This window comes from Streptosporangium sp. NPDC050855 (assembly GCF_044456585.1).
Classification (GTDB): domain Bacteria; phylum Actinomycetota; class Actinomycetes; order Streptosporangiales; family Streptosporangiaceae; genus Streptosporangium; species Streptosporangium longisporum.
Genome location: NZ_JBITFY010000002.1, coordinates 160,061 through 186,256, shown reverse-complemented (window position 1 = coordinate 186,256; position 26,196 = coordinate 160,061). Strand labels below are relative to the sequence as shown.

Annotated in this window: 19 protein-coding genes and 1 pseudogene; 9 read left to right on the top strand and 11 right to left on the bottom strand. The window is 71.8% G+C overall.

Features of this window, described 5'->3' with window-relative positions:
• Positions 1-155: 155 nt before the first annotated feature.
• Positions 156-1,451: an Nramp family divalent metal transporter gene (locus ACIBCT_RS05965; RefSeq protein WP_399186269.1), complete on the bottom strand. Its 1,296-nt coding sequence runs from the start codon at positions 1,449-1,451 to the stop codon at positions 156-158.
• A gap of 801 nt (positions 1,452-2,252) precedes the next feature.
• Between ACIBCT_RS05965 and ACIBCT_RS05960 the strand changes: the two genes are divergently transcribed.
• A complete protein-coding gene (locus ACIBCT_RS05960) occupies positions 2,253-5,087 on the top strand; it encodes a glycosyl hydrolase (protein WP_399186268.1) in 2,835 nt (944 codons plus the stop codon).
• Positions 5,088-5,128: 41 nt separating this feature from the next.
• Here the strand turns inward: ACIBCT_RS05960 and ACIBCT_RS05955 are convergent, their stop codons facing one another.
• Entirely contained in the window at positions 5,129-6,112 is a 984-nt protein-coding gene (locus ACIBCT_RS05955; protein WP_399186267.1) for a hypothetical protein, read from the bottom strand.
• A gap of 273 nt (positions 6,113-6,385) precedes the next feature.
• Between ACIBCT_RS05955 and ACIBCT_RS05950 the strand changes: the two genes are divergently transcribed.
• From ACIBCT_RS05950 to ACIBCT_RS05925, 6 genes and pseudogenes are all read left to right on the top strand, one after another.
• Positions 6,386-7,471, top strand: a complete 1,086-nt coding sequence (locus tag ACIBCT_RS05950; RefSeq protein WP_399186266.1) for a hypothetical protein — start codon at positions 6,386-6,388, stop codon at positions 7,469-7,471.
• Positions 7,472-7,670: 199 nt separating this feature from the next.
• A complete protein-coding gene (locus ACIBCT_RS05945; RefSeq protein WP_399186265.1) occupies positions 7,671-8,627 on the top strand; it encodes a TIGR03885 family FMN-dependent LLM class oxidoreductase in 957 nt (318 codons plus the stop codon).
• 284 nt (positions 8,628-8,911) lie between these two features.
• On the top strand, positions 8,912-9,418 hold the full coding sequence (locus tag ACIBCT_RS05940) for an ATP-binding protein (protein ID WP_399186264.1): 507 nt from the start codon (positions 8,912-8,914) through the stop codon (positions 9,416-9,418).
• Positions 9,419-9,588: 170 nt separating this feature from the next.
• The gene (locus ACIBCT_RS05935) at positions 9,589-10,899 is read left to right on the top strand and encodes an MFS transporter (protein WP_399186263.1); all 1,311 of its coding nucleotides are present in this window, start codon (positions 9,589-9,591) and stop codon (positions 10,897-10,899) included.
• Positions 10,900-11,368: 469 nt separating this feature from the next.
• Positions 11,369-12,172, top strand: a pseudogene (locus tag ACIBCT_RS05930) (DUF1702 family protein); the annotation flags it as partial.
• Between the two features lie 55 nt (positions 12,173-12,227).
• Positions 12,228-13,580 carry an FG-GAP repeat domain-containing protein gene (locus tag ACIBCT_RS05925; protein WP_399186262.1) on the top strand — a complete coding sequence of 451 codons (1,353 nt, stop codon included), beginning with the start codon at positions 12,228-12,230 and terminating at the stop codon, positions 13,578-13,580.
• Between the two features lie 212 nt (positions 13,581-13,792).
• Here the strand turns inward: ACIBCT_RS05925 and ACIBCT_RS05920 are convergent, their stop codons facing one another.
• Complete coding sequence (locus tag ACIBCT_RS05920) at positions 13,793-14,443, bottom strand: winged helix-turn-helix transcriptional regulator (protein ID WP_399186261.1); 651 nt, start codon at positions 14,441-14,443, stop codon at positions 13,793-13,795.
• A 645-nt stretch (positions 14,444-15,088) separates the two neighbouring features.
• On the opposite strand from ACIBCT_RS05920, the gene ACIBCT_RS05915 reads away from it, so the two are divergent.
• Positions 15,089-16,255, top strand: a complete 1,167-nt coding sequence (locus ACIBCT_RS05915) for a M20 family metallopeptidase (RefSeq protein ID WP_399186260.1) — start codon at positions 15,089-15,091, stop codon at positions 16,253-16,255.
• Positions 16,256-16,267: 12 nt separating this feature from the next.
• On the opposite strand, the gene ACIBCT_RS05910 is transcribed toward ACIBCT_RS05915, so the two are convergent.
• Entirely contained in the window at positions 16,268-17,233 is a 966-nt protein-coding gene (locus ACIBCT_RS05910; RefSeq protein ID WP_399186259.1) for a D-isomer specific 2-hydroxyacid dehydrogenase family protein, read from the bottom strand.
• 370 nt (positions 17,234-17,603) lie between these two features.
• Between ACIBCT_RS05910 and ACIBCT_RS05905 the strand changes: the two genes are divergently transcribed.
• Positions 17,604-19,124, top strand: a complete 1,521-nt coding sequence (locus ACIBCT_RS05905; protein WP_399186258.1) for a protein kinase — start codon at positions 17,604-17,606, stop codon at positions 19,122-19,124.
• Positions 19,125-19,345: 221 nt separating this feature from the next.
• Here ACIBCT_RS05905 and ACIBCT_RS05900 read toward each other — a convergent pair whose 3' ends face one another.
• The 7 genes from ACIBCT_RS05900 to ACIBCT_RS05870 form a co-directional block, all read right to left on the bottom strand.
• Positions 19,346-19,894: a hypothetical protein gene (locus ACIBCT_RS05900; protein ID WP_399186257.1), complete on the bottom strand. Its 549-nt coding sequence runs from the start codon at positions 19,892-19,894 to the stop codon at positions 19,346-19,348.
• Entirely contained in the window at positions 19,891-20,358 is a 468-nt protein-coding gene (locus tag ACIBCT_RS05895) for a hypothetical protein (protein ID WP_399186256.1), read from the bottom strand. Before ACIBCT_RS05895 ends, ACIBCT_RS05900 begins: the two co-directional genes overlap by 4 nt.
• Positions 20,359-20,392: 34 nt before the next feature.
• Entirely contained in the window at positions 20,393-21,175 is a 783-nt protein-coding gene (locus tag ACIBCT_RS05890) for a hypothetical protein (RefSeq protein ID WP_399186255.1), read from the bottom strand.
• A 25-nt stretch (positions 21,176-21,200) separates the two neighbouring features.
• Positions 21,201-21,734: a hypothetical protein gene (locus tag ACIBCT_RS05885; RefSeq protein WP_399186254.1), complete on the bottom strand. Its 534-nt coding sequence runs from the start codon at positions 21,732-21,734 to the stop codon at positions 21,201-21,203.
• A gap of 48 nt (positions 21,735-21,782) precedes the next feature.
• A complete protein-coding gene (locus tag ACIBCT_RS05880; RefSeq protein ID WP_399186253.1) occupies positions 21,783-23,324 on the bottom strand; it encodes a hypothetical protein in 1,542 nt (513 codons plus the stop codon).
• Positions 23,321-24,895 carry a pyridoxal phosphate-dependent decarboxylase family protein gene (locus ACIBCT_RS05875; RefSeq protein ID WP_399186252.1) on the bottom strand — a complete coding sequence of 525 codons (1,575 nt, stop codon included), beginning with the start codon at positions 24,893-24,895 and terminating at the stop codon, positions 23,321-23,323. Before ACIBCT_RS05875 ends, ACIBCT_RS05880 begins: the two co-directional genes overlap by 4 nt.
• 879 nt (positions 24,896-25,774) lie before the next feature.
• Positions 25,775-26,053 carry a hypothetical protein gene (locus ACIBCT_RS05870; RefSeq protein ID WP_399186251.1) on the bottom strand — a complete coding sequence of 93 codons (279 nt, stop codon included), beginning with the start codon at positions 26,051-26,053 and terminating at the stop codon, positions 25,775-25,777.
• Between the last annotated feature and the right edge of the window lie 143 nt (positions 26,054-26,196).

Sequence of the window (26,196 nt, the reverse complement as noted above, 5' to 3'; positions counted from 1 at the left end):
CGCCCCCCCCCCGCCCGCCCCCCCCCCCCCCCCCCCCCCCCGCGCCCGCGGCCGCCCCCCCCCCCCCGGCCCCCCCCGCCCCCCGGGGGCGCCCCCCGCCGGGGGCCCCCACGACGCGGGGACGCGGGCGGCACGCGGGCGGCGGGGACGACGGCTCACAGGGTGGGGACGACGAGGGCGATCAGCACGAGGTTGAGGACGACGATGACGGTGGTGGCGCAGGCGGCGGCCACCGTGGTCGCCCGCCGGTTAACCCAGGCGCCCATCACGTCGGGGCGGCGGGTGAGCAGCAGCAGCGGGACGAGCGCGAACGGGATGCCGAACGAGAGCACCACCTGGCTCAGCACCAGGGCGTGGGTGGGGTCCACGCCGAACGCCAGCACCGCCAGGGCCGGGACCACCGCGATCAGCCGGCGCAGCGAGATCGGGATCCGGCGCCGCAGGAAGCCCTGCATGACGACCTGGCCCGCGTACACGCCGACGCTGGAGGAGGCCAGTCCCGAGGCCAGCAGGGCGACGGCGAACAGCGTCGCGGTGAGCGGGCCCGACCCCTCGGAGAACTGCGCGTAGGCCCCGTGCAGGGTCGGTTCGGCGCCGGTGCCCCGCAGCAGCGACGCCGCCGAGACCAGCATCGCCATGTTGACCAGCCCGGCCACGCCCATCGCCAGGACCACGTCGATCCGCTGGGCGCGGATCAGCACCTCGCGGCGCGGCTCCTGGTCGCCGGTGAAGCGCTCCTGGGTGAGGGCCGAGTGCAGGTAGACCGCGTGCGGCATCACGGTGGCGCCGATGATGCCGGCCGCGAGCAGCACGCTGGCCGACCCGTCGAACCCCGGGACCAGCCCCCTGGCCATCTCGCCGTAGGGGACCTGGGCGTTGAGCAGCTGGTAGAGGAAGGCCCCCACGACCACGGCGAGGAGCGCGGTGATGGCCGCCTCGAACCTCCGCTGGCGGGCCGTGCGGATGGCCAGGACGATGAAGGAGGCGACCGCGATCAGCACGCCGCCCTGGAGCATGGGCATGCCGAAGAGCAGGTTGAGGGCGACCGCGCCGCCGATGAACTCGGCGAGGTCCGTCATGATCACGACGATCTCGGCCTGGAACCACAGCCCCCAGACCACCGGGCGCCGGTAGTGGTCGCGGCACAGTTCCGGAAGGTTGCGCCCGGTGGCGATGCCGAGCTTGGCCGAGAGGTACTGCAGCAGCATCGCGACGACGTTCGCGCTCAGCACCACCCAGAGCAGCAGGAAACCGAACCGGGCGCCGCTCTCCACGTTGGTCGCGAAGTTCCCCGGGTCGACGTACGCGACGGCGGCCACGAACGCGGGCCCCATCAGCCCGACCATCCGCTGCCGCATCCGGCCCAGTGGCCGGCCGGGGAGCCTGCCCGGCCGGGGGGCCTCACCCGAGATCGCGGGCTCCGGGCTCGAAGCGTGTGGAACGGAATCCACGGCACCTACCTTCGGAGGTCGAGAGACGAGAACGACACGGGCTTCGGTGGTGGATCGGGGACCACGCCCCTCTCCCGCGGGGAGAACCGGCTCCGGAACCGGCGCCACGGTGGTGGCTCACCTCTTGTTGTACTGCGCCGGGATGGTCCCGTAACTGGATGGGCACGTTATGTAACGCTAACTTTTTGATTATCATCTGTGACGATCCGTCACGGAGCGGGGTCGCGGGGTCGCCGGCGTTCCGGGCGGGCGTGTCGCGTCCGACGGGGGCGGGCTCCGGGGGTGAGCCGGAAACGGCTCCCGCGATGAGCCGGAAACGGGCCCGGGGCGCGCGGGCGAGGGGCCGGGCGCGGGCCGTGCGGGGGGTGCGGGCGGGCCGGAAAAGGGCGTCGGCGATGACCGGCCGACGGTGGGAACCGGCCGGTTATGAGAGCGCTCTCACTCCAGGATAGGTTCCGTACGGGTGTCTTGGCCAGCGGCCGAGGCCGGGACGGGTGTGCCGGAAGCGATGTGCGTTGCGGTAGAACGCCCTATTTTCTGTAGTTTCCAGTCTCCCGCCTGCACTTCCGCGCTTTACCTATTCGTTACCAATGCGAAACATTGACTGCCGTCACGCTGGCCGTTACTTTTCGGTCAGAGAGCGCTCTCTCAAATCGGTCCGCTCTCGATCCGCCACTCCTCTCCCGGAGGCACCCCCCAATGGATCTCTCGATCCGGACCGCCGGTCCGGACAGCGCGCACCCTCGCGGAGGGCGATCCGCCCTTCGCTCCAGGACCGGCCGCCGGCGTCTCGCCGCCGGTGTGGTCGTCGCCATGGTGGCCGGGCTGCTCGGCCTGGGCTCCGCCCGCTCCGCCGAGGCCGCCACGGTCGGCGCCGGCAGCTACGCCGACACCCTCCCGGCCGGACGCTCACTGCCGACCGGCTGCGGCTCCGTGTCCACCAACCCCCGCCAGTGGGTGACGTCCAACGCCCCCTCCGGGGCCGTGCCCACCAACGACTGGTGGTCGTCGCTCCTGTTCAAGAAGACCGACTGCGCGTACGGCGAGCCGCTGCACGCCCACCCGCTCTCCTACGACACCTTCGCCAACGGCCTGGGCCTGTCCTACACCACGACCCCGGCGATCAGCGGCACCGCGACCGGGGTGGGGGAGTACCACTACCCCTACACGGAGAACATCCGCGTCGGCGTCTCCGGCCTCAACTCGCCGGACGTCAAGGTCGACGGCTGGAGCGACTGGACGGTCACCCCGTACTGGAGCGGCAACGGCCGGACCATGAAGGCCACCATCGGCCACGGCCTGCCGTTCTCGTACTACCAGGTCACCGGGGGTGACGCGCAGATCACCACGGCGGGCGTCCCGTCGGTGTGGTCGAACAACGGCGCGACCATCGGGTTCACCGCGGGCGGGCGCGACTACGTCGCCTACGCCCCGACCGGCGCCACCTGGTCGGTGAGCGGCACGACGATCAGCTCCTCGCTGGCGGGCAGGGGCTTCTTCTCGGTGGCGGTGCTGCCCGCGGGCGGCGACCGCGCCGCGCTGGCGAACACCTACGGCCAGTACGCGCACGCCCACGTCACCGGCACCCGCGTCTCGTACTCCTACGACCAGGGCGCGAGCAGGCTGGAGACCACCTACGCCTTCACCACCACGGCCAGGCAGGGGAGCCAGAGCGGCACGGTCATCGCGCTCTACCCGCACCAGTGGAACCACCTGACCGGCTCGACGCCGCTGGCGCAGACGTACGTCTCCGCGCGCGGCCAGATGAAGATCGTCACCGGTACGCAGTTCAGGACGTCGATGAGGTACACCGGCGTGCTGCCCGAGGTCCCGGCGGTGGCGGACAGCTCCGGCGCCGACCTCACCACGATCACCAACCAGCTCAACGCCGAACTCGGCAACCCGATGGACATCCGCGGCGACGACACCTACTGGACCGGCAAGGGCCTGGGCCGGGCCGCGCGCATCGCGGAGATCGCCGACCAGCTCAACCTGACGTCGGTGCGCGACGCGGCGCTGAACGCCATCCGCGGCCGCCTCAACGACTGGTTCACCGCCTCGCCCGGCAAGACCACCCGGGTCTTCTACTACAACCCCTCCTGGGGGACGCTGCTGGGCTACCCGGCCTCCTACGGCTCCGACCTGGAGCTCAACGACCACCACTTCCACTACGGCTACTACATCGCCGCCGCCGCCACGCTCGCCAAGTTCGACCCCAACTGGGCCAAGCCCGGCCAGTACGGCGGCATGGTGGACCTGCTGATCCGCGACGCCAACAACTACGACCGGTCCGACAGCCGCTTCCCGTACCTGCGTGACTTCGACATCTACGCCGGTCACGACTGGGCGTCCGGGCACGGCGGGTTCGGCTCGGGCAACAACCAGGAGTCGTCCTCGGAGGGCATGAACTTCGCCAACGCCCTCATCCAGTGGGGGCAGGCCACCGGCAACACCGCCGTCCGCGACGCGGGCATCTTCATCTACACCACCCAGGCCGCGGCGATCCAGGAGTACTGGTTCGACTCCCGCGACCAGAACTTCCCCGCCGCCTTCGGCCACAGCACGGTCGGCATGGTCTGGGGCAGCGGCGGCGCCTACGCCACCTGGTTCAGCGCCGAGCCGGAGATGATCCAGGGCATCAACATGCTCCCGGTCACCGGCGGGCACTTCTACATGGGCGACAACCCCGGCTACGTGACCACCAACTACAACGAGCTGGTCCGCAACAACGGCGGGCCGCCCACGGTGTGGCAGGACATCATCTGGGAGTTCCTCGCCCTGGGCAACGGCGACGCGGCGCTGGCGAACCTGCGGGCGAACAGCGGCTACACCCCCGAGGAGGGGGAGAGCAGGGCGCACACCTTCCACTGGATCCGCAACCTCGCGGCCCTGGGCACGGTGGACACCTCCGTCACCGCCGACCACCCGCTGGCCAAGGTGTTCAGCAAGAACGGCGCCCGCACCTACGTCGCCTCCAACATCACCGCGAGCCCCCTGCGGGTGACCTTCTCCAACGGCACCGTGCTCAACGTGCCGGCCGGGAAGACGGCCACCTCGGGCGCCCACACCTGGAGCGGCGGCAACGCCACCGGCGGCGGCACGGGCCCCGATCCCACGCCGACGCCCACCCCCACCCCGACCCCGACTCCCACCCCGACGCCGGGCCCGTTCGCGGCGACGCGCTACCTGCAGTCCGGCGGGGCGCTGCCCGGCACGGCCGGCGCGGCGGGCAGCGTCACGCTGGCCGCGGCGAACGGCAACCACGACGGCAACCCGACCAACGCGCAGGTCTTCACGGCGACCGGCCTCACCGCCGCGCACAACGGCGGCTCCACCGCGTTCGACCTGTTCGTGGACGCGGGCACCACGATCGCCAACGGCACCCAGGTGCGGGTCTCCTACGACCTGACCGGCGACGGAAGCTGGGACCGCCTGGAGACCTACGGCTACTTCGCGACCGACCCGGTGACGGGCTGGGAGCACTACACCGCCGCAGGGGGACCGCGCTCGGCCTCCGGGACGCTCGGCAACCTGTCGAACGGCCGGGTGAGGGTCGAGGTCTGGAACGCCATCGGCAACGGCACCACCAGCCTCGGCGTCGGCAACCGGTCCACGGTACGGCTGCCGTTCGGCTGATCCCCGGGTGGCCGGTCCTCGACCGGCCACCCCCGCCTTCTTCAGCCGACCTGTGACGGGACGGCCGGGAGCCCCCGATCCCGGCCGTCCCCCTTGCCGTCGCCGGAGAGGTTCCCGTCCCGCCCCGCGCCGTTCGCCTCAGGGGCGTCGCCGAACGACGGCCACGGCAGGCCGACCGGGCTCGCCGGGGGCAGGACCCCCGACTCCACCACGGCCCGGGTGAACGGGCGGAGCAACCGGGCCAGCTCGGCGGTCCGCTCCAGGCCGAGGGCCCGCCAGGGCACGGCCGCCGCCTCGTCGGTCAGGTTCTCGATCCGCTCGCGCTCCCGTACGGCCTCGGGCGTCAGGGCGCCGGAGGCGTCCACCCACCCGCGCTCGCGCAGGGCGGCGGCGCCCGCCTCCCACTCCTCGTCCGTGAAACGCCGCGCGATCCGCAGCGCGGCCAGGTCCGTCTCGCCCGCCGCCACCTTGAGCAGGTGGGACTCGACCGGCGAGACGCCGTGGGCCACCAGCGCGGCCACGTGCCCGTCACCGCGGTGCTCGCGCAGCGTGGACGCCGCCTGCCAGAGCACCAGGTGCGGCTCGTCGGGCGCGGGCAGCGCCTGGTTCGCCCCGGCGAGGACCCGGCCCGCGGTGTCGGCGAGGCCCGCGGCCTCCCAGGCCAGCTCCGCCGCGGCCCGCAGGCCGTCCGATCCGATCGCCGCGTCGCCCAGCAGGTTCCGCAGCGCGTTGCCCGCGCCGTCGAGCCGGGCGCGCAGCACGTCCCCCGGGGTCGCGAACGTCCAGGCGTCCGGCAGGGCGCGGGCGACGTGGGCGGACGGGAAGCCGTGGAAGGCGGCCGTGACGACCTGCGGCCCGACCGGTCCGAGCGGCGCCGCCCTGGTCGCGAAGTACCCCATCCAGAAACCGCGCATGCCGACCGCGTCGGCCGCGGCCCGCGCCTCGGCGGTGAAGTACGTGACGGCGTGCAGGGGTTCCAGCAGCGCCCACATGCCTCGTGGAACGTTCGGATCGGGTAGCGGCACGGTTCTCACATCCCGTCTCGTGGATCCAGGGGAATCCGGCTGTGCGTCGTTCATACGGTACTCGGCGAGATGCTCGCACGATCTCCCGTGTGAGCGCTCCCATCTGGTCGGAACGCTGACCTGATCAGCGGATACGCGCCGTCCCCGCGGCGCGAGGTTGGGCCTTCTCAAGGGGGAACCGCCGGGTTATCAAGAGCTCAGAACGTCCGCTGCCTCCCGGCAGCCCACCCGCCGACGCCGACCGCGTCCAGCCCCCCACGGATGGAGAACGGCATGCCCCGGTTACGAAAAGTGACCTTCACGATCCTCTGCGTACTCGCGATGCTCATGACGGGACTCACCGCCATGGCCACCGGCGCGCAGGCGGCCGTCCCCGACCGGTGGGGGTTCGCCCTGGTGAACATCACCTCCGGCGTCCCCGACCCGGCCCACCAGGCCGGCAACTGGCCGGCCGGGTTCAACGTCAGCGTCACCCCCGGAGGCGTCGGGCAGACGTACGTGAGGTTCCCGCAGATCGCGTCCCCCGGCGGGGTGGTGCACGTCACGGCGGTGTCGGACAACGCCCACTGGTGCCAGGCGCAGAAGTGGGCCCCCTCGGGCCCCGACATGGTGGTGGCGGTGCAGTGCTTCCGCTACGGGGGCGCCCCGGTCTTCACCCCGTTCAGCATCGTCTTCGAGACGAGCAGCGGCACGCTGCCCGCGCCGCAGGCGTTCGGCTACGTGCACTACAACGGCGCCGGCATCACCAGCCAGTTCAACTCGGCCGCGGGCCTCAACACCGTCGCCGGCGGCGCGGGCGTCTGGACCGTCCAGCTCCCCGGCCTGGGCTCGTCCGGCTTCGCGGGCAACCTCCAGGTCACCGCGGTCAACCCCGCCCAGCCCGCCCGGTGCAAGGTGGGCGCCTGGGCGCCGTCCGTCAACGGGCAGGCGGTCCAGGTACGCTGCCACAACGCCACGAACGCGCCGCTGAACACCGGGTGGACCCTCACCTACCAGCGTGAGCGGGCCATCACCGGCGGCGCGCTCCCGCCGGGCAGGTTCGGCTACACCTTCGACAACGTCCCGGCCAACCCCGGCCCGTACGCGCCGGTGCCCCCGGCGGTGAACTACAACTCCGGAGGGGCCGTGAACACCATTCAGAGCGCGGGTCTCGGCCTGCGCCTGGTGACCTTCCCGATCGTCGGCGCCCTGCAGGACCACGTCCAGGTCACCGCGTACGGACCCGGGCCCGAGTACTGCAACCTGCAGACCGTGTGGACCACCTCCGGAGGCTCGGCCTACGTCCGCAACGTCGCCTGCTACAGCGCCACGACCCGCGTCGACCGGGCGTCCATGGTCAGCTACACCTCCCGCTTCTGAGATCGGCTTCCGGGACCGGGCTTCCGGGGCCGAGCCTTCGGGGGCGGGGTTCCGGGACCGGGTTTTCCGGAGACCGGGCGTGAGGCCCGCACCGGCCCTTGCGGGACGGTGCGGGCCTCGCGGACCGGCAGGTCACCGGTGTGACGTGTCCGACGGGGCGTTCCCGAATGGACCCCGCCGGTACGGGTAGCCGGAGACAATGACGACTTTTGGTTTCCACTCCTCACACGAGCAGATCCACCCGGCGGAGCTGCTGAAGGCGGTCACGCGAGCCGAGCAGGCGGGTTTCGACGCGGCGATGTCGTCGGACCACTTCTCCCCGTGGAGCAAGCGCCAGGGGCAGTCGGGATTCGCCTGGTCCTGGCTGGGAGCGGCGCTCCAGGCCACGAACCTGCCGTTCGGGGTGGTCAACGCCCCCGGACAGCGCTACCACCCCGCGATCATCGCCCAGGCGATCGGCACCCTCGGGGCCATGTACCCCGGCCGCTTCTGGGCCGCGCTGGGCTCCGGCGAGGCGAGCAACGAGCACATCACCGGTGATCACTGGCCGCGCAAGGAACTGCGCATGCAGCGGCTGCGCGAGTGCGTGGACGTCATCCGCGCGATGCTGGAGGGGGAGGAGGTCAGCCACCAGGGCCTGGTGACCGTGGACCGGGCCCGCCTGTGGACCCGCCCCGAGGTCACCCCGAACCTGGTCGGTGCGGCGGTGAGCCCGGAGACGGCCCGCTGGTGCGCCGAGTGGGCCGACGGCCTGATCACGGTGAACGCGCCCGTCGAGCGGCTGCGCGAGGTCGTCGACGCCTACCGGGACGCCGGTGGCAGGGGCAAGGTGGCCCTGCAGGTCCACGTGAGCTGGGCCGAGAGCGACGACGAGGCCCTGGCCATCGCCCACGACCAGTGGCGGAGCAACGTCTTCTCCCCGCCGGTGCCCTGGGACCTGGAGACCGCCGAGCTCTTCGACGTGGTCTCCGAGAACGTCTCGCCCGCCCAGGTCGCCGAGTCCGTCAACGTCTCCTCCGACCTGGGCTGGCACGCCGCCCGGATCAAGGAGTACATCGACCTGGGGTTCGAGGAGATCTACCTGCACCACGTGGGCCAGGAGCAGAGCGCCTACATCGACGCCTTCGGCGCGAAGGTCCTGCCCCAGCTCCGCTGAGAGCGGGCCCGAGGCGACCCGGGGGTGACCCGGGGCGACGCGGACGAGAACACCCCCGCGCCCGGGGGGAGGCGCATCCTGCGGAGGCCGTGGAAAGGCCCGTTCCACCTGGGGAACGGGCCTGGTCGCGAGGGTGCCGGTGACCCTGGAGGCGACGGCGTGGTGGAGTGATTTTTCGTCATTTTTGCGATATATGGAGGAAACAATTAGGGAGGATCAATTCCCAACTGGTAGGCGGATGTTCTACATTTGGTGTGGGAGCGCTCCCATCTGAAGGAGGCGCAGTGTCTCTCCACCACGACTCATCCGCGGCGTCCCTCGAAGCCGCCCCCGAGTACACGGCCGAGTGCCTGCTGCCCGCCACACCCCTGAGCGTGCGCGACGCCCGCTCCATGGTCCGCCGGGAGCTTTGCCTGTGGGGCGCGGACGAGCTTCTCGACGACTGCCTGCTGGTCGTCAGCGAGCTGGTCACCAATGCCGTCGAGCACGGCGGGGCCGCGTGCGCGCTGCGGATCCGCGGCAACGAGGACCTCGTCCAGGGCGAGCTCTTCGACCACGGGGAGGGGACCCCCCGGGTGTGCGACCGCGACATGGACGCCACCGGCGGCCGGGGCCTGCAGATCGTCGAGTCCCTCACCGACGACTGGGGCGTGACCCATCTCCCGTCCGGGGGGAAGATCGTCTGGTTCGTGATGGGCCTCCCCGCGCCCACCGACCCCCTCCCTCCTCTCCCGGCCATCGCGCCCGCCCCCTCCCGCCCGGCCATCGCGCCCGTCCTGCAGCTCAGGTGACGGCGGCGTCCGCATAGGCCGCGTACGAGTCGCGTACGACCGGCCCCGGGGCGCCGAAAGGCCGGGAGGGCCCGGGGAGCGGCCCCCGAACCCGGAGCCGGTGGGAGACGCCCGCGGCCCCGCCCGTAGTGTGCGGGAGGCCGCCTCCCACCGAAAGACGCGTATCCCTCATGACCTCGTACGACCGGACTCGCCGTGCCTGCTACACCGGGTACGTCACGCAGGCGATCGTCAACAATCTGGCCCCCCTGCTGTTCATCGTGTTCCAGACCCGCTACCAGCTCCCCCTGGAGATGCTGGGCCGGCTGGTGCTGCTCAACTTCGCCACCCAGCTCGTCACCGACGTCGTGGCCGTGAGGTTCGTGGACCGGACCGGCTACCGGGTCCCGCTGGTGCTGGCCCACGTGCTCTCGGTGGCGGGGCTGGTGCTGCTGGCGCTGGCCCCGGCGCTCGCGCCCTCCCCCTACGCCGGGCTGTGCGTGGCGATCGTCGTCTACGCCGTCGGTGGCGGCCTGCTGGAGGTCCTGGTCAGCCCCGTGGTGGACGCCCTGCCCAGCCCGCAGGAGGGCAAGGCCGCGGCGATGAGCCTGCTGCACTCCTTCTACTGCTGGGGGCAGGTCGCGGTGGTGGCGGGCAGCACGCTGCTGCTGGCCTGGATCGGCCAGGACGCCTGGCAGGTGCTGCCCCTGGCCTGGGCGCTGGTCCCGCTGGTCAACATGGTGGCCTTTCTGAGGGTCCCGCTGCCCGCCACCGTGCCCGACGAGCACCGCACCTCGCTGCGCGCGCTCTTCTCCGCCCCCGCCTTCGCCGCCGCGATGGTGCTGATGCTCTGCGCCGGGGCGGCCGAGCTGACCATGTCGCAGTGGTCCTCGCTCTTCGCCGAACAGGGACTGGGCGTCTCCAAGGTCTGGGGCGACCTGGCCGGACCGTGCCTGTTCGCCGCCCTGATGGGCGTCGGCCGGATCGTCTACGGGCTGTGGGGGGAGCGGATCCCGCTGGTGCCCGCCATGGCCTCCTGCGGCGCGCTGGCGACGGTCTGCTACCTCGTCGCCTGCCTGGCCTCCGACCCGCTGGTGAGCCTGATCGGCTGCGCGGTCTGCGGCCTGGCGGTCAGCCTGCTCTGGCCGGGCACCTTCAGCCTCGCCGCCGCCCGCTTCCCCCTCGGAGGCGCGGCCATGTTCGGGGTGCTGGCCGTCTTCGGTGACGCCGGGGGCGCGGTCGGCCCCTGGATCGCCGGAGCGGCCGCGGACGCCACCGCCTCCGCCGACGGTCTCCTGGGGGGCCTGGCGGCCCTGCTCCCGGACGACGGCGGTTCGGGACTGCGCACCGGGCTCCTCGTCGCGATCGTCTTCCCGGTCGCCGTCGTCGCCGTCACCCTCGCGTACGGCGCCTCGACCGGGCGCGCGGCGGCGGCCTCCCGGACGGCGACGAGGGCGGGGACGGGGGCGGGGACGGGGGCGGGGGAGCACCTCGACGGGTGAGCCCGTACGCGATGTCACCACCATCCTGCCCGTAAGGCGTGCTTTCTCGTATTACATCCGAAAGTATGGGGACGCCCGCAATCGTGCGACCACCTCGGCGTACGCGCGCGGCGGATGATCAGGACCGTCGCCCTCATCAACCGCATTAGTGACAGCGGGTAAACACTCCTGTCGAGCAGCGGGGATCGCCGGGTCCGTGACCTTGGCGGGCGGCGTGCGGGGAGGCGCCGGGACCCGCCTGTCTGCGCGTGCGCGCCCGGCCCCGGGGTGGGGGACGGGAGCGCGCGGCCGGTGAGGGCGACGCGGGCCGGGGTTCCGGTCCTCGCGGCTCTCCGATAATCGGTTCTCCGAGAAGGGCTGTGCAGATGCGCGCACTCCTGCCGTACGGGATGGCGGACTTCGAGCGACGTGGTTTCCGGACCGATCGCCCGGAGGCGCGGGCGGTCCTGGAGGAGCGGCCAGAAGTTTTCTCGACGGCTTCAACCTCGCCCTCTCCCGGTGGGGGGACGTTCACGCGGCGCTCGCCACGGTGCCCGAGGAGAACCGGGGCTTCGCCTACGAGGGCGCGGGCATGTACGCGGCCTACCGCGACCTGACCGCGCGCGGGCGGGACACGGCGCTGCGCCGGCTGCTCGACGGTCCAGGACAGGGCTACGTCCACCTGATCCACGTCGGCGCGGGATGGGGGCTGAGCCCGGCGCGGCTCCCCGCGCCGTTCCGGCTGCCCGGGACGCCGCTGCTGCGATGGCTGGCCCTGGACGGCGCCGGCTTCGGCGAGGTGTTCTTCGGGGGGACGCGCGCGCTGGAGCGCCGTGCCCGCCGCGTACCCACCCCGCGAGGGGCCGCCCGCCTGGCCGGTTGCGGCCGCGCGCTCTGGTTCGCCGAGTCCGCCGACGTCACCGGGGTGACGGGGGTCGTCGCCCGCCAGCCGGTCGCCGCCCGCGCCGAGCTGTGGAGCGGGATCGGCCTGGCGTCCGCCTACGCGGGCGCCACCACCGAGACCGGCCTGGAGGCCCTGGTGACCGCGGCCGACCCGGACGCGCCCGCCTACGCCCAGGCCGTCGTCTTCGGCGCCACCGCCCGGTTCCGCTCCGGTGTCGTCCCCGACCACACCGTCCTGGCCTGCCGCGTGGTGCTCGGCACCGACCCCGCGACCGCCGCCTCCTGGGCGGACGACACCGCCGCAGACCTCGAACACTCGCCGGACATCACCGCCTACCAGGAATGGCGGACCCGGCTACGCGGCATCACGGCCGCCCGGCACGCCGCCTGATGCCCCGATCGGAGAACGGAATGGTCCACACCGTCCTGCGCAAGAGCCTCCCGCCGTGGTCGCGGTCCTGCTCTGCGGCACCCTGGGTTTTCTCACCGTACGGCCGGGCGTCGCCGCCGGAGAGGCCGAACGGCTCGCCGGGCGCTACGCGTTCCAGAGCGTGGCGCTCAACTCCGCCCCGGCCGGAGCCCGCACCGAACGCGTCGTCGCGCCGGGCCTGCAGAGGATCCGGGGCTGGATCTCGGCGGTCGGCGCGGCCGTCGCCCTGACCGACCCGCGCGGCCTCGGCCACGCCGGTGACGTCTGCCTGGTGGACCCCCGCGACGACAAGGTGACGCTCCGGCCCGCGCCCCGGTCCGGCGGCACCTCCTACGCGCCGGTCGAGCTGCGCCCCTCGGGCGCCGTGCGCTACGACGCGACGATGGCGCCGATGGGGTGCGTGCCCGCCGACCTCGACGAGGACGGCGACACCGACATCCTCGTCTACTACTGGGGCCGCTCGCCGGTGGTGTTCCTCAACACCGCACCCGGCGCCCCGTCCGCCGCGGGGTTCACCGCGACCGAGCTCGTCCGGCCCATGCAGGTGTGGAACAGCACCGCCCTCAACGTCGCCGACCTCGACGGCGACGGACACCTCGACGTCCTGGTCGGCAACTACTTCCCGGACGGGGCCAAGGTGCTCGACCCGGCCGCCGCCGGTGACAGCCGCATGCAGATGCAGCACTCGATGAGCATGGCGCGCAACGCCGGCGTCAACCGGATCCTGCTCGGCCGCCCCTCCGGCACCCGCGACACCCTCCCGGCGTTCACCGACGCCAGCGACGCCTTCGGCGACGACGTCGCCCGCTCGTGGACCCTCGCCTTCGGCCTGCAGGACCTCACCGGCGACCTGCTGCCCGAGATCTACGTGGCCAACGACTTCGGCCCCGACTTCCTGCTCGCCAACGAGTCCACCCCCGGCGCGGTCAGGCTGCGGGCGGTGCCCGGCACCCGGAACCTGACCATGCCCAAGTCCAAGGTGCTCGGCCACGACTCGTTCAAGGGGACGGGGGTCACGTTCACCTACCCGGACGGGACCGGCCTGCCGATGATGATGGTCAGCAACATCACCGACGAGTTCGCGCTGCAGGAGAGCAACTTCGCCTTCGTGCCGACCGGCCCGCCCGGCGAGCTCGCCTTCCGCGACGACAGCGAGGACCTGGGCCTGGCCCGCAGCGGCTGGGCCCGGGACGTCAAGTCCGGCGACTTCGACAACGACGGCGTCGACGAGATGCTGCAGGCCACCGGATTCCTCAAGGGCGAGCGCGACCGCCGGCCCCAGCTGCAGGAACTCGCGATGGGCAACGACGACCTGCTCGTCCTGGGAGGGCGGTCCGCCACCCGGCTCCGCGCGCGACGACGCGAGTGACGACGCGAGCGACGACGCGAGCGACGACGCGAGCGACGCCGTGAACGGGTCGCGAACGAGGTCGTGAGTGACGCCGTGGACGAGGTCGTGGTCGTGGTCGAGGTCGTGGACGTGCGGACGAGGATTCCCCCGACGCTCCCGCCCGCACGCGCGGTGCCGTACCGCCGCACGCGGTGGGGGACGAGGGTGACCGCTGCGGGCGGCCGCTCTCGTCAGGAGACGCCGGTGGAGTCGCGTTCCGGCCGGGCCGACAACCCCATCAGCTGCGTGCACCGCAGCACCGCCGCCGGGTCGCCCTCGAGCGACAGGCCGCCGGTGACGACGGCGTCGAACGGGCTGATCAGCTCGGCGCCGATCCGGACGAACGTCTCGGCGCTCGTCCGCACCACGATGACCGGCTTCTCCGCGGGCCCCCGCCGGGCCGCCGCCTTGCCGTCGGCCACGACGATGTGGAAGACGTCGTCGTCGATCCGGAACTCGTAGGACTCCCGCACGTCGGGCACGGGCCGTCCCTGGATCATGGCCTGCAGGGCGAAGAACCCCCAGGCGCTGCTGGTCATCCCCGTCTTGGCGTCCTCGTCGGTGAGGAAGCGCATCCCCCACCGGGAGAAGTACAGCAGGGGCTCGCGGAGCTGCTCCCCGACGGGGGTGAGCCGGTACCGCTTCCCGCGCGCGTCCCCCGGGACGGGCTCGGCCTCCAGGATCCCCCGCGCGCCGAGCGCCTTGAGGCGGTCGGTGAGCAGGTTCGGCCCGATCCCCGGAAGACGTGACTGGATCTCGTGAAATCGCGCCGGAGCTATGATCAACTCCCTGACGATCAGCAGCGTCCAGCGCTCCCCGATGATGTCTAGTGCGGCGGCCAACCCACAGAACTGCCCGTAGTGCCGCTTGTCGGACGTAAGCAAGCGCTCGTGCCTTCCTATGGTTTTTTATAGTGACAGCGCGTCCGTCTCCCCGGCCGGACGCGCCAGGGTCGGGCCGGGACCGTTCTGGGCCCGCCACCATCCGCGGCCGGGACGACGTCACACCCCGGGGGCGGGAAGGCGGGCCGTCCCGTGACGCGTCCCTCTCCTCCCCGGGCGTCCGCCCGGTGATCGGAGCTCGCGGTCGTCATGACGGCATCACCTCGTGGGGCCTGGATTCGCAATCATTTTCGCCCAGTCGCTATGCACATTCAAATTATATTCCCGTCAGAGCTGGGATGGGCTGATGATTTTTTATATCTTGCTATAGGAAAAAATAGTGTCATGTGCACCTGGCGTATGCGGTGAGGGAGTGGCGCGCGTGCGTGACGCAGGGGCCGGAAGGCGGGGGCGCCGACGACCCCGGCCGGGCGGCGGACCGGGACACGGAGGGCGGAATCGCCCGGTGCCGGTGGTTCGGAAGGGTCACATGGGTATGACCAGCCATGTGTTCAGCTCTCTGCCCGCCTCCGCGCCCCGTCCCACGCCCTGCTCAGGGCCTCGTCCCACGCCCCGCCTCGGGCTCCACAGATCCGGGGAGGAAGGATGAACGAGCTTCACGAGCGGCTCCGCGCCGCCCTGCACGCCGAGCTGCCGGCCGCCTTCGAGCTGCGCCGGGAGCTGCACGCCGAGCCGTACGTCTCCGGCAAGGAGGAGCCGACTCTCAAGCGGATGCTGGACGCGCTGCCCGAGGGCGGCGCGATGGAACGGGTGGCGACCACCGGCGCGCTGCTGCGCGTCGGCGGCGAGGGCCTGGCCGTCGGCGTACGGGGAGAGCTGGACGCCCTGCCGATCCTGGAGGAGACCGACGTCCCCTGGGCCTCGCGCAACGGGGCCATGCACGCCTGCGGCCACGACGTCCACCTCGCCGCCCTGGCCGCCCTGACCCGGGCGGTCGACCGGGTCAGGGCACCGGCGCCGATGGTCGCGGTGCTGCAGCCGCGCGAGGAGACCCACCCCTCGGGCGCCCGGGACATCGTCGAGTCCGGTGCGCTGCGCAGGAACCGGGTCGGCGCGATGATCGCGGCACACGTCCAGCCGGTGCTCGACGCGGGGGAGACGGCCTGCACCCCCGGCGCGGTCAACGCCTCCGCCGACGAGTTCACCGTCGTGGTCAGGGGCCAGGGCGGGCACGCGGCCTACCCCCACCTGTCCCGCGACCCGGTCCTGGCGCTCGCCCAGATCATCGTGGCCGCGCAGCAGCTGGTCAGCCGGGACGCCGACCCGATGACGCCGACCGTGGTCACCTTCGGGACCGTCTCGGCGGGCACCGCGCCCAACGCCATCCCGGGGGAGGCCACCGCGCGCGGCACCCTGCGCACCATGTCCGAGCCCTGGCGCCACCAACTGCACCACCGGTTCCGCGAGATCGCCGAGGGGATCGCCCGGGTGCACGGCTGCCAGGCCGAGGTACGGGTCATGCACGGCGAGCCGGTGCTCGTCAACGACGCCCGTCTCGCCGAGGAGACCGGCTGCATGCTCGTCGAGGCCGCCCACCACATGCCCGCCACCCTGCGCTCCTGCGGCGCCGACGACTTCGCCCACTTCGCCTCGGTGGTGCCGTCGCTGATGCTGTTCGTGGGCACCGACACGGTGTCCGGCCTGCACAGCCCGTACTTCCTGCCCGGGGACGAGACCGTGACGGCGGTCGCCGAGAGCCTGCTCGCCGCCTACCTGGCCGCGGCCCGGGTGATCGGCGCCGGGACGGGCTGACGGCGCCCCCGGTCAGTACCCCGTCGCGGGGTCGATCACCCCCTCCAGGGGGAGCCCGGCCCGCAGGTTGCGCACGTTCCGCTCGACCCGTTCGCAGAACATCCGGGCGACGTACTCGGCGGAGTCGGCGCAGTGCGAGGTGATGAGCACCCTGGGGTCGTCCCAGAGCGGGTGCCCCTCGGGGAGCGGCTCGGGGTCCGTCACGTCCAGGCCGGCCGCGGAGATCGACCCCGCGCGGAGGGCCTCGACGAGCGCGTCGGTCCGGATGTGCCCGCCGCGGGCGACGTTGACGACGACGGCGTGCTCCGGCAGCAGCGCCAGCTCGGCCGCGTCGACGACGTGCGTGGTCTCCGGCGTCAGGGCCAGGGCCAGCACCAGCACGTCGGTCTCGGGCAGCACGGCGTGCAGGGCGGCGGGCGGCAGCGTCTCGCCGGCGCCCTCGACGCCGTCCGGGCGGCGCCGGATCACCCTGATCCGGCAGCCGAACGGCTCCAGCAGCCGGATCAGCTCGACGGCTATGCCGCCGCCTCCCAGGATCGTCACGCTCCGGCCGTGCAGCGACCTGGGGTCCACCGGATCCCAGCGGGGCGTCCGCGCCTGCCGGGAGACGCTGCGCAGGCAGGCCAGGATCAGCATGAGCGCGTGCTCGCCGACCTGCCCGGCGAACGACCCCTTGGCGCAGCTGAAGACCACCGGGAGGCCGAACACGCCGGACGGGATGAACCTCTCCACCCCGGCCCAGGGGAACTGCACCCACCGGATCCGGGGATTGGCCTCCAGCGTCGCCCGCAGCACCTCGGGCTCACCCGGGACGAGCCAGACCAGGCCGTCGGCCTCGGCCGGCGGGCCGACGACACCGCCACCGGCGGACACGGCCCGCTCCACCATGGAGCGCAGATCGGCAGGACGGGGGGAGTCGGGGCGGCCGTGCGCCGCCCACGCCTCCTCGGAGGGGAGGATCGCGATTCGGGCTTCCATAAACCATATTCTGTCGCGCCCCGCCGGTCGTGCGCCATGACCGCGCACGATGCGTCCCGTTCCCGGTTTTCCACCGGAGCGGGAATCGGAGCGTCTCTGCGGCCGTACGGGAATCGCGTTCCCGGGCCGGTCGCGGCCCAATTCGATTTAACGGCCGGAAGGGAACGCGGGCCCGCCCGGCGCGCGGGCGGCGGCGCATTCGGCGCACGCGACCGCTGGGGAAAGGCGTGAATCATACCGCTCCGGCCTGCGTAAACGTCCGGGCAAGACGGCGACGCTCGGGGGACGCTACATTTTTCCCGGGGACCCGGGCATTCTGGAGGAGCGGATCGTTTTGAGCAGAGGGACGATCATAGGCGGACGCTACGAGTTGGACCCTCTGTCCCGCCGTACCGGTGGAATGGGGGAGGTCTGGTTCGGCTACGACAAACGGCTCGACCGGCAGATCGCTATCAAATTCATCAAAGTCGACAGGTTTCCCGACGGCCGGCCCGACGACGAACTCGCCAGGCGCTTCATCCGCGAGACGCGGATCACCGCGCGGCTGGAACACCCCGGGGTCCCGATCGTCTACGACTGCGGGCCGCACGGTGACGACCTCTACATGGTCATGCAGCTCGTCAAGGGCTGCCCGGTCTCGACGCTGATCGACGAGACCGAGCTGCCGGTGGCGTGGGCCGTGGCGATCGCCGCCCAGGTCTGCTCGGTCCTGGCCGTCGCCCACGCGAACTCGCTGGTCCACCGCGACCTCAAACCGAGCAACCTGATGCTCTGCCCCGACGGCACGGTCAAGGTGCTGGACTTCGGCATCGCCGCCGCGCTCGCCGCCGCCGACGCGACGAGCCTCACCCGGACGGGCGAGGTGCTGGGCACGCCCGCCTACATGGCGCCGGAGCAGGCCATGATGGGCGGGGCGGACCCGCGCAGCGACCTGTACTCCCTCGGCGTGATCCTGGACGAGATGCTCACCGGGAAGAACCAGTTCGCCGCGCCCACCGCGCTGGCGGCGATGCGCAACCACACCGACGTGCCGCCCCGCCCGCTGCGCACCAGGCGGCCCGACGTTCCCGAAGGGCTGGAACGGCTCGTCCTGTGGATGCTCGCCAAGTCACCGGACCGGCGCCCCGCCGACGCCGGCGTCATCTGCGAGCGGCTGCTGGACTTCTGCCACGACCTGCCGCCCCTGCCCGGCTACGTGAACCTGGACACCCCCCACCCGCTGCGGATGTACGCCACCGTCGTCGGGCGCATCACCTCCTCGGGGGAGCGTCACCGGCGGTCGGCCCACCACCAGCGGCCGACGCGGATCAGGAACATCGGGGGGCTGGCCCAGATCGAGCGCGCCGACCTGGAGCGTGCCCGCAGGGACGCCGAGGTCCTCAAGGTCCAGGGGCGTTTCAGCCAGGCGGCGGACCTGCTGGCGGAGGTGGCCGGCCCGGCCGCGAGCTCGTTCGGCGCGACCGCCTCCACCGTGATCGAGCTGCGGATCGAGCTCGCCGAGCTGCTCTTCCTCGCCGGGGACCACCGCCGGGCGGCGCCGGAGTTCCACCGGCTGGCCGCCGACGTCGCCGCGGTGGAGGGCCCGGACAACAACCTCGCCCTGCGCTGCCGGTTGATGGAGGCCGGCTGTCACGCGGCCACCGGTGACAGGAAACTCGCCCTGGCCCAGCTCCAGCGGCTCCTGGCCGACGAGCGGCGGTTCGGCGCGAGCGAGGAGCGGCTCCTCGAACTGCGCCGCAAGATCGGCATGGTGGAGCTCGACGCGGGCAACCGGGTGCGGGCCAAGCGGGTGCTGGGAGAGCTGCTGCCCGACCTGGAACGCAGGTACGGCCCGCAGCACGACGACGCGGGCAAGGTCCGGGCGATCCTGCGATCCCTCACCGACCACTGACGCGCGGGGGAGGGGACCGTGGGACGCCGGAGGTGGTCCACGTCCGGGGTGAGGCGGGGGAGGCCGGACGTGGACCGGGTACGGGGTCGCGCGGGGGAGACCGGACGTGATCCGCGCCCGGGAGGGGTCATCCCCATCGTGATCCGGACGGCGATCGACGCGACGATCCCGGTCCCGGTCCCCGGGACGGGGAACCGGGGCCGGGACCGGGGGCCGTGGCTTCAGACGGGCAGGACCCGCAGGGCGGGGTAGCGGGCCGAGTTCAGGTACAGCTTGTCGGTGCCGTGCTCCTTCTCCAGCTCCAGGACGAACCGGTAGCGGTAGAGCCCCGCGCGCGCGTCGCTCATCACCGCCCCGGCCCAGTAGTAGTAGACGGCGGTGTACCGGTCGCGCATCCGGTCGGGAGCGCCGTAGACCTTGAGCTCGGTCATGATCCGGCGTTCGGCGACGTCGTCCTCGTCGCCCTTCTCGATGTCGAGGAAGACGATGTTGTTGATCTTCGGCATCGGGGGCCAGGTGCCGTCCGGGCGGCGGTGCATGTCGATCGGGCGGATGATCCAGTTGATCACCTGTCCCTGCTTGCAGACGGTCTCCAGGTGGTCGGTGCCCTGCCCGACCCCGCCGACGCTGTTGTCCATCATGTAGAGGCAGCCGTCCAGGGACTTCGTCGTGGCGGCCCGCTCCATGTCGACGAGGGTGACCACGTTCAGCTGGACGGAGTTGAGCTGGCCGCGCTCGGTGAAGTCCGTGGCCGCGTACGCCTGGGTCATTGGGCCTCCTTTCCGTCGCCGGCGGGACCGGACAGGGCCGGTCGGCCGGAGGGGGTGAACGGCGTGGTGACGGTGCCGAGCAGGAACGAGAGCCGGTACGGGACCGGCTCGGTGAGGTCCTGCTTGACCTCGGCGGTCCAGAACACGATGTCGGTGCCGGGATACACCTTTTGTGTGGGTTCAGCGATCTGCGGGTCGATCTCGACGTCGGCGAGGGACACGTAGGTCTCGCACTCCAGCGGGATCACGTTCCACAGCAGGGTGTCGCCCTTGCGGACCCGGCTGTGCAGCTCGGGGGTGCCGAAACCGGTGGACCCCGCGGGCCTGTTGGTGTCGTAGAGGTAGAGGTTGCCGTCCAGGTTCTCCGACGCCAGCGCGGCCACCGGGTCGACCACCGCGGTGATCGTCACGGGCCGGGCGGGCCGGGTGGACCGGCGTTCGGGCTGTCTGTTCCTCGGGGGCATGCGGCTCCTTCGCTCGAAGATGCTCCGGACCGGGTCAGCCGGTGACCGGGACGGGCGGCAGGGGGAGGACGCCCAGTCCGGCACCGGTGAACCCGTTGCGCTTCGGATCGTTGATGATCTTCAGGCTGGACTCGCAGGTCAGGTCCACCGACTCCCAGACCAGCTCGTCGTTGCGCTCGACCAGCTCGTGCAGCTGGACGTGCATCGTGTACCGGTAGACCCCGGGCCGGCTCGTGTCCACGGTCGCGGCCCAGTACCAGCCGTCGTAGACCATGTCGGGCGACCCGTACTGGGCCGGGTACATGATCTTCTCGGTGACGGCCGGACCGGTGATGTCGGTGATCACCGGAGCCGGGTAGTTGTACGCGTCGGAGCTGGTCGTGGTCCTGCCGGTGACGTCCAGCAGCTTGGAGTCGGTCAGGCCGCGCCCGCTCGCCTGCTTGCGGGCCCGCTTGCCGACCCGTCCCTGCAGCCGCCTGACGTCGGTCTCGTTCACCCCGCCCGCGGCGTCGAGCCCGGCCAGCTCCTCCAGCGTGCGCCGGTCGTCGGCGCGTCCCTGCTCGGCCAGGTAGTTGCGCGGCACCGTCGGGGGGATCGACCCCAGCGCCGCGGGCAGCCAGTTCAGCACCTGCTCGGTCGCCTGCGACCCGTCGAGGTAGTGGGTGCCGGGCACGATCGTCTCCAGCCGCTCGGTGCCCACCCCCTCCGAGCCGAACAGCTTCATGTTGTCGAACCAGTACGTGTTGCCCTCGAGCGATCGCGTCCGGAGCGCGTTCTCGACGTCGAAGAGCACGATGATCCCGTGTTGCTGTGCCATGGAACCGCCTTTCGGGGAACGTGGCTCACGCGCACAGCAGTGCGGGCGAGTCGATGTGCAGCACGCTGTTGGGTCCTTCGTGGAGCCGAAGGGAGAGCCGGTACCGGTAGGGAACGCCGGGCGTCATGTCGTGGGGCACGATCCCCTCCCACACCAGCAGGTCGTAGTTCTCGCGCCCGTTGGAACCGGTGGCGTCGACCCCCGCCCCGGACACGGCACCGGACGCCACTGCGCCCGTCCCGTGCGCGGCACCGGCCGCCGCCGCGGTGGGGGACCCCGCCGGGCGCGGCGCCACGGCCCGGTCGGCCGGTGCCCGGACGGTCGCGCCGGACAGGAACTCGATGGCCTGGATCTCGACCGGGGTCTGCACGTCCACATGGATGGGGGTCCACTGGACGACCTGTCCCGGGGACACGACCGTGACGAGGTCGGGGGTCCCCTGGTTCTTGCTCCCCGCCGAGCCGTCGTCGACCAGCGAGAGGTTGCCGTTGTGCAACGTCCGGTCGGACAACGCCCCGACGGCGTCGACCATCACGACGATGCTGATCCTGTGTTTCATCGATCCTCCCTTGTCGGATGTCATTCGGGCGCACGGGCCACCGGGCGCTCAGCCCCGGTCGCGGACCAGCGGCGTCTTGCCGACGGCGGTCCGCTCGATCTGCGACGAGGAGCGCGGGACGAACTCCAGTCGGAACCCGTACCCGGTCTGCTCGATGGCCGCGGCGTTGGCCTCCCGGTCGTTGAAGAGCGACAGGGAGCCCGGCAGCGCCTGGGTGAACAGCCGCCGCGTCCCGCCCGGCCCGAGGGCGTGCTCGACGGCCGCGGTCGTGCCCTCGGCGTCGTCCACCGCCGCCAGCAGGGTGAGGATCCGGTCCTCGCGGTGGTTGTGGAACTGGACCTCGTGCGCGATCAGGTCCAGGTCGACGCCGGCCGCCGAGCGCAGCCGCCCGCGCAGGGCCGCGTACGCCAGCGTCGCCGAGTACTGACTGTCGTTGAGGTGCAGCACGTCGGCGCTGCGCCCGGCGAACTCGAACCGCTCGGTACGCGCCCCGGGCCCGTCCAGGGCGGGACGGCGGATCATCCGGTCGCCGAGCTTGAGCCGCAGCAGCGGCGTCTCGTCGGCGTGCAGCCGGGTCACGACCAGCTCGCCCTCCTCGCCCTCGGCGACGGCCCGGCCGTGCTCGTCCACGATCTCCACCAGGTGCAGCCCCGGCACGGCCGACAGCGCAGGCGAGGTGTGGTCGAGCTGGAGCCCGACGCACTCGGCCTGGGTCGCGGCGAAGTAGCTGAGGATCGACACGTTGGGGAAGAACGCCTGCAGCTCGTCGCGCTTGCGCTGCGGCAGGGAGCCGCTGCCGTACATGGCGACCCGGAAGCTCGCCCTGGCGTGCGGGGGCAGGCCCGCGCCCAGCTCGGGCAGGAGCGCGATGCCGGCGGTGATGCCCATCAGCGCCTTGTGGCCCGGGTAGGAGAACATGTGCTCCAGCACCGGCGCGCTCACCGGCCCCGCGCCGATGTAGTTGACCCCCGGGACGTGCGACAGGACGCCGCCGACCATGGTCCCGCTGCTCCACATCTGGTAGTCGGCCAGCGTGGTGAACAACCAGCGCGGCGCGGGGCCGCGCAGGTAGCGGCCGAGCTGGTAGGCGCCCATGAACGCCCCGGAGATGCGGTAGGTGTCGCGCAGCTCCCGCAGGGAGTACACGATCTCCAGGGGCATGCCGTCACCGGTGCCGCCACTGGCCACCACCTCGAACCCGCCGCGCTCCAGCGGCACGACCATCCCGGCCCGCGCGCCCATGAACATGTCGCGCTGCACGGTCTTGTCCGACAGGGGGATCCGCTCCCACTCGGACATGTCGGCGGGGACGTCGCGGATCCCGAAGTGGTGCAGCCGCTCCCGCCACAGCGGGTTGAGCAGGGCGATGCCGACGAGCTGCCGCAGACGCCGGAACACCAGCACGTTCTGCAGGTCGAGCGGGGACTCGCAGTACGGGATCCCGGTGAGCCGCCCGCACTCCTCCAGCCTCCCCGCGAACGACGGCAGCCGGACGACGTCGTCCACCGAGCGGGGCCGCAGCTCCTCCTCGGGGATCAGCCGCTCCGCCAGCTCCGCCGAGGCGGCGATGTCCAAACCCGTCATGGTCATGAATGACTCCCGTTCGGCTGGTCGTGGCGGGCACCGGCGCTCGCGCGCAGCACCCGTCGCCCGATGTCCCTGATCTCGGCGATGAGCATGGCCAGGTGGCCGGCGTCGATGAGGTGGTTCATCACCACCACGCGCAGCGCCGCCACCCCCTCGATGTCGACCTTGGAGATGAAGAAGCGCCCGTCACCCCGGACCCGGTTGCGGATCTCCAGCTGCAACCGGTGCACGGTCACCGGGTCCAGGTCGTCCGGCAGGTACCGGAAGCACACGATGTTGGACTCCGGCTCGTGCGCCACGGCGAAGTCCGGCTCCGCGGCGATCATCCGGTACGCCTGCCGGGCCGTCGCGCACAACCGGTCGATCTTCTGCGCGAACAGCGCCGGGCCGTAGACCGACCAGACCGCCCAGAGCGGCATGATCATGGGGCGCTTCGTGCACTCGAGGTTCTTGCCCGCGCTGTCGTAGGCGCTGTAGACGTCCGGTTCCTCGTCGAAGACGTAGCTGGCGCGCTGCCGGAACGCGTCGCGCGCCGCCGAGCCGTCGCGGTAGAAGAGCAGCGTGCACGGCGCCGGCATGAACAGCATCTTGTGGGCGTCCCAGGTCAGCGAGTCGGCCAGCTCGATGCCGCGGAGCCTGTCCCGGTGCCGGTCCGACAGCAGCAGGCTCGCCCCGTGCGCCCCGTCCACGTGCAGCCAGAGCCCGTACCGGTGCGCCACGGCCGCCAGCTCCTCCAGCGGGTCGAAGGCGCCCATCGACGTGGTCCCGGCCGAGGCCACCAGGCAGAACGGCCGCAGGCCGCGCCGCAGCGCCTCGGCCAGCGCCGGACCGGCCAGATCGGGGCGGATCCGCCCGGCACGATCGACCGGGAGCCGGATGATCTGCCGTTCCCCGATGCCGAGCACCCCGGCCGCCCGGGTGACGCTGTAGTGGGCCTCCTCGCTGACCGCGATGGCCGGACGTCCCGCCATGTCCGCGGCCCCGCGCGTCCAGATCTGCGGGAAGGCGCGGTTGCGGGCGGCCAGCAGCGCGGTCAGGTTGGCCAGGGAGCCCCCCGAGGTCGTCACCATGGCGAACCGGTCGCGGTCCCAGCCGATGAAGCGGTTGAGCTCCTCGGCCATGAGCCGCTCGGCGACGCTGGGGAGCTGCCCGGCCTCGTAGAAGGAGGAGGGCTGGTTGACCACCGAGCCGACCAGGTCGATGAGGCCGGCCAGCGGCACCACGCCGGAGAACTGCCGCCCCATGTAGCCGGGCGAGTAGACCGGGATGCCGGTCTCGGTGTACAGGTCGACGATCCGGTTCACCCGGTCGGCGTCGAAGTCGGCGATGCGCTGCCGTTCAGGGGTCATCAGCCCCTGCGCGGCCTTCAGCAGCACGGCCGGGTCGAGGAGGTCGAGCCCCCGGACCGACCGGTCGCTCAGGTACGTCGTCAGGCGGCCGACGATGTCCACGGCGCCGTCGTGGAAACGTCCGGGGTCGAAGGCGGCGGCGAGGTCCGGCGTGGGTGATCGGGGACCCTCGCCGGTCGCGGGCTCGGGAAAGGGACTGTGGACATCGGAAAGAGAACTCGTCACGGGGGGCTCCAAACGATCCGGCGTACGGAACGCACATATGGTCGCGCCTGGACGGGAGATCGGATGTGGCGAACCGAACTCCCGGGCGATCACGTCAGGGCTCTCGCGGATGAACGCGTGATCCGGGTATTGCACCGAGCGGGGAGGACATCCTCCGTCTCCGGGGAAACGAGACGGAATTCGTGCCGCTCCGGTTCGTGGAACGTTCCAACATCGAAATTCGATGTCGATCGGTGATGCCGGGGGAGAGGGAGGGGGGCGGGCGGTCGTCCGTTCGCGCCCTGGTCACATGGTTCGAATCGGTCCGGTGGCGATGTCGCCGTCGATCAAGACAGAAGGGGGAACCGTCGCGGCCGAATCGCGATTGATTCACCCTGAATTTCGTCCGCCATATATCGTGGCGCGCGCTTCATGGGAGCGAGCTAACCATTGACGACAGGAGGGGCGCAAGGCCTCCGGCCCAGGTCGAGTGGCAGATTCCGGCCATGATTACCGCTGCGCCGGCATTGGGGAGAGGGGTCCGGCGGTTTTGGGGCTTATGAGTTTCCGGCCGGTCTCGATCGGGTTCGGGAATTCGATCCCGCCCCTCGATCGGGGATCTTTCCGGAGGGTGTTTTTCTCCTTACGCAATGGTGTTGTTCGGTGAATTTCTGTAAAAGCGATCTCTCGGGCTTCCGTGACGAGTCTCGCCAAAAGGGCATTTCAGGGCCGCCGTGCTCGGCAGGCGCTCCCGAGGTCCGGTGAGGGGCCGTCCCGGCCGCATACTTGGATCCCCCGTTGGACCACCCGGAGAGCGCGGCCGGGACCCACCTGTGGGATCGGGACCTTCACCGGCTCCCGCCGGTCGTGATGCTCACCGGCTTCAGCCGGTCGGGACGCTCATCGGCTCCCGCCGGTCGGGACGCGCTCCGCCGCGCCGGACGCCGTCCCCTGCGCCTTCCTGTCCGCCGCCTCCCGGCGCCTGCGCACGGTGAGGAACCACATCAGGGCGGTCATCGGACCGGTGAAGATCATGTAGCCGACGGCGCTCCGCCAGTCGAAGACGAAGCCCTGCGACCCGGAGCCGAAGGTGTCGAGCCACGCGACGAGGAGCGTCACCAGGAGACCCGCGACGAGACCCGCCACGAGACCGAGGAGGCTCACCTGCCACAGCGGCATTCTGCGGTCCTTCGGCTCGTCGAGACCGAGGACGCCCGTTCGCCACCCACGCCTTTGACGATCTTCCATGTCAATCCCCCTTCGCCCCCGAGAAGCCGGGCTCGTCATGATCACGTTGTTCGGGCCATGTCCCCTACCGCGGG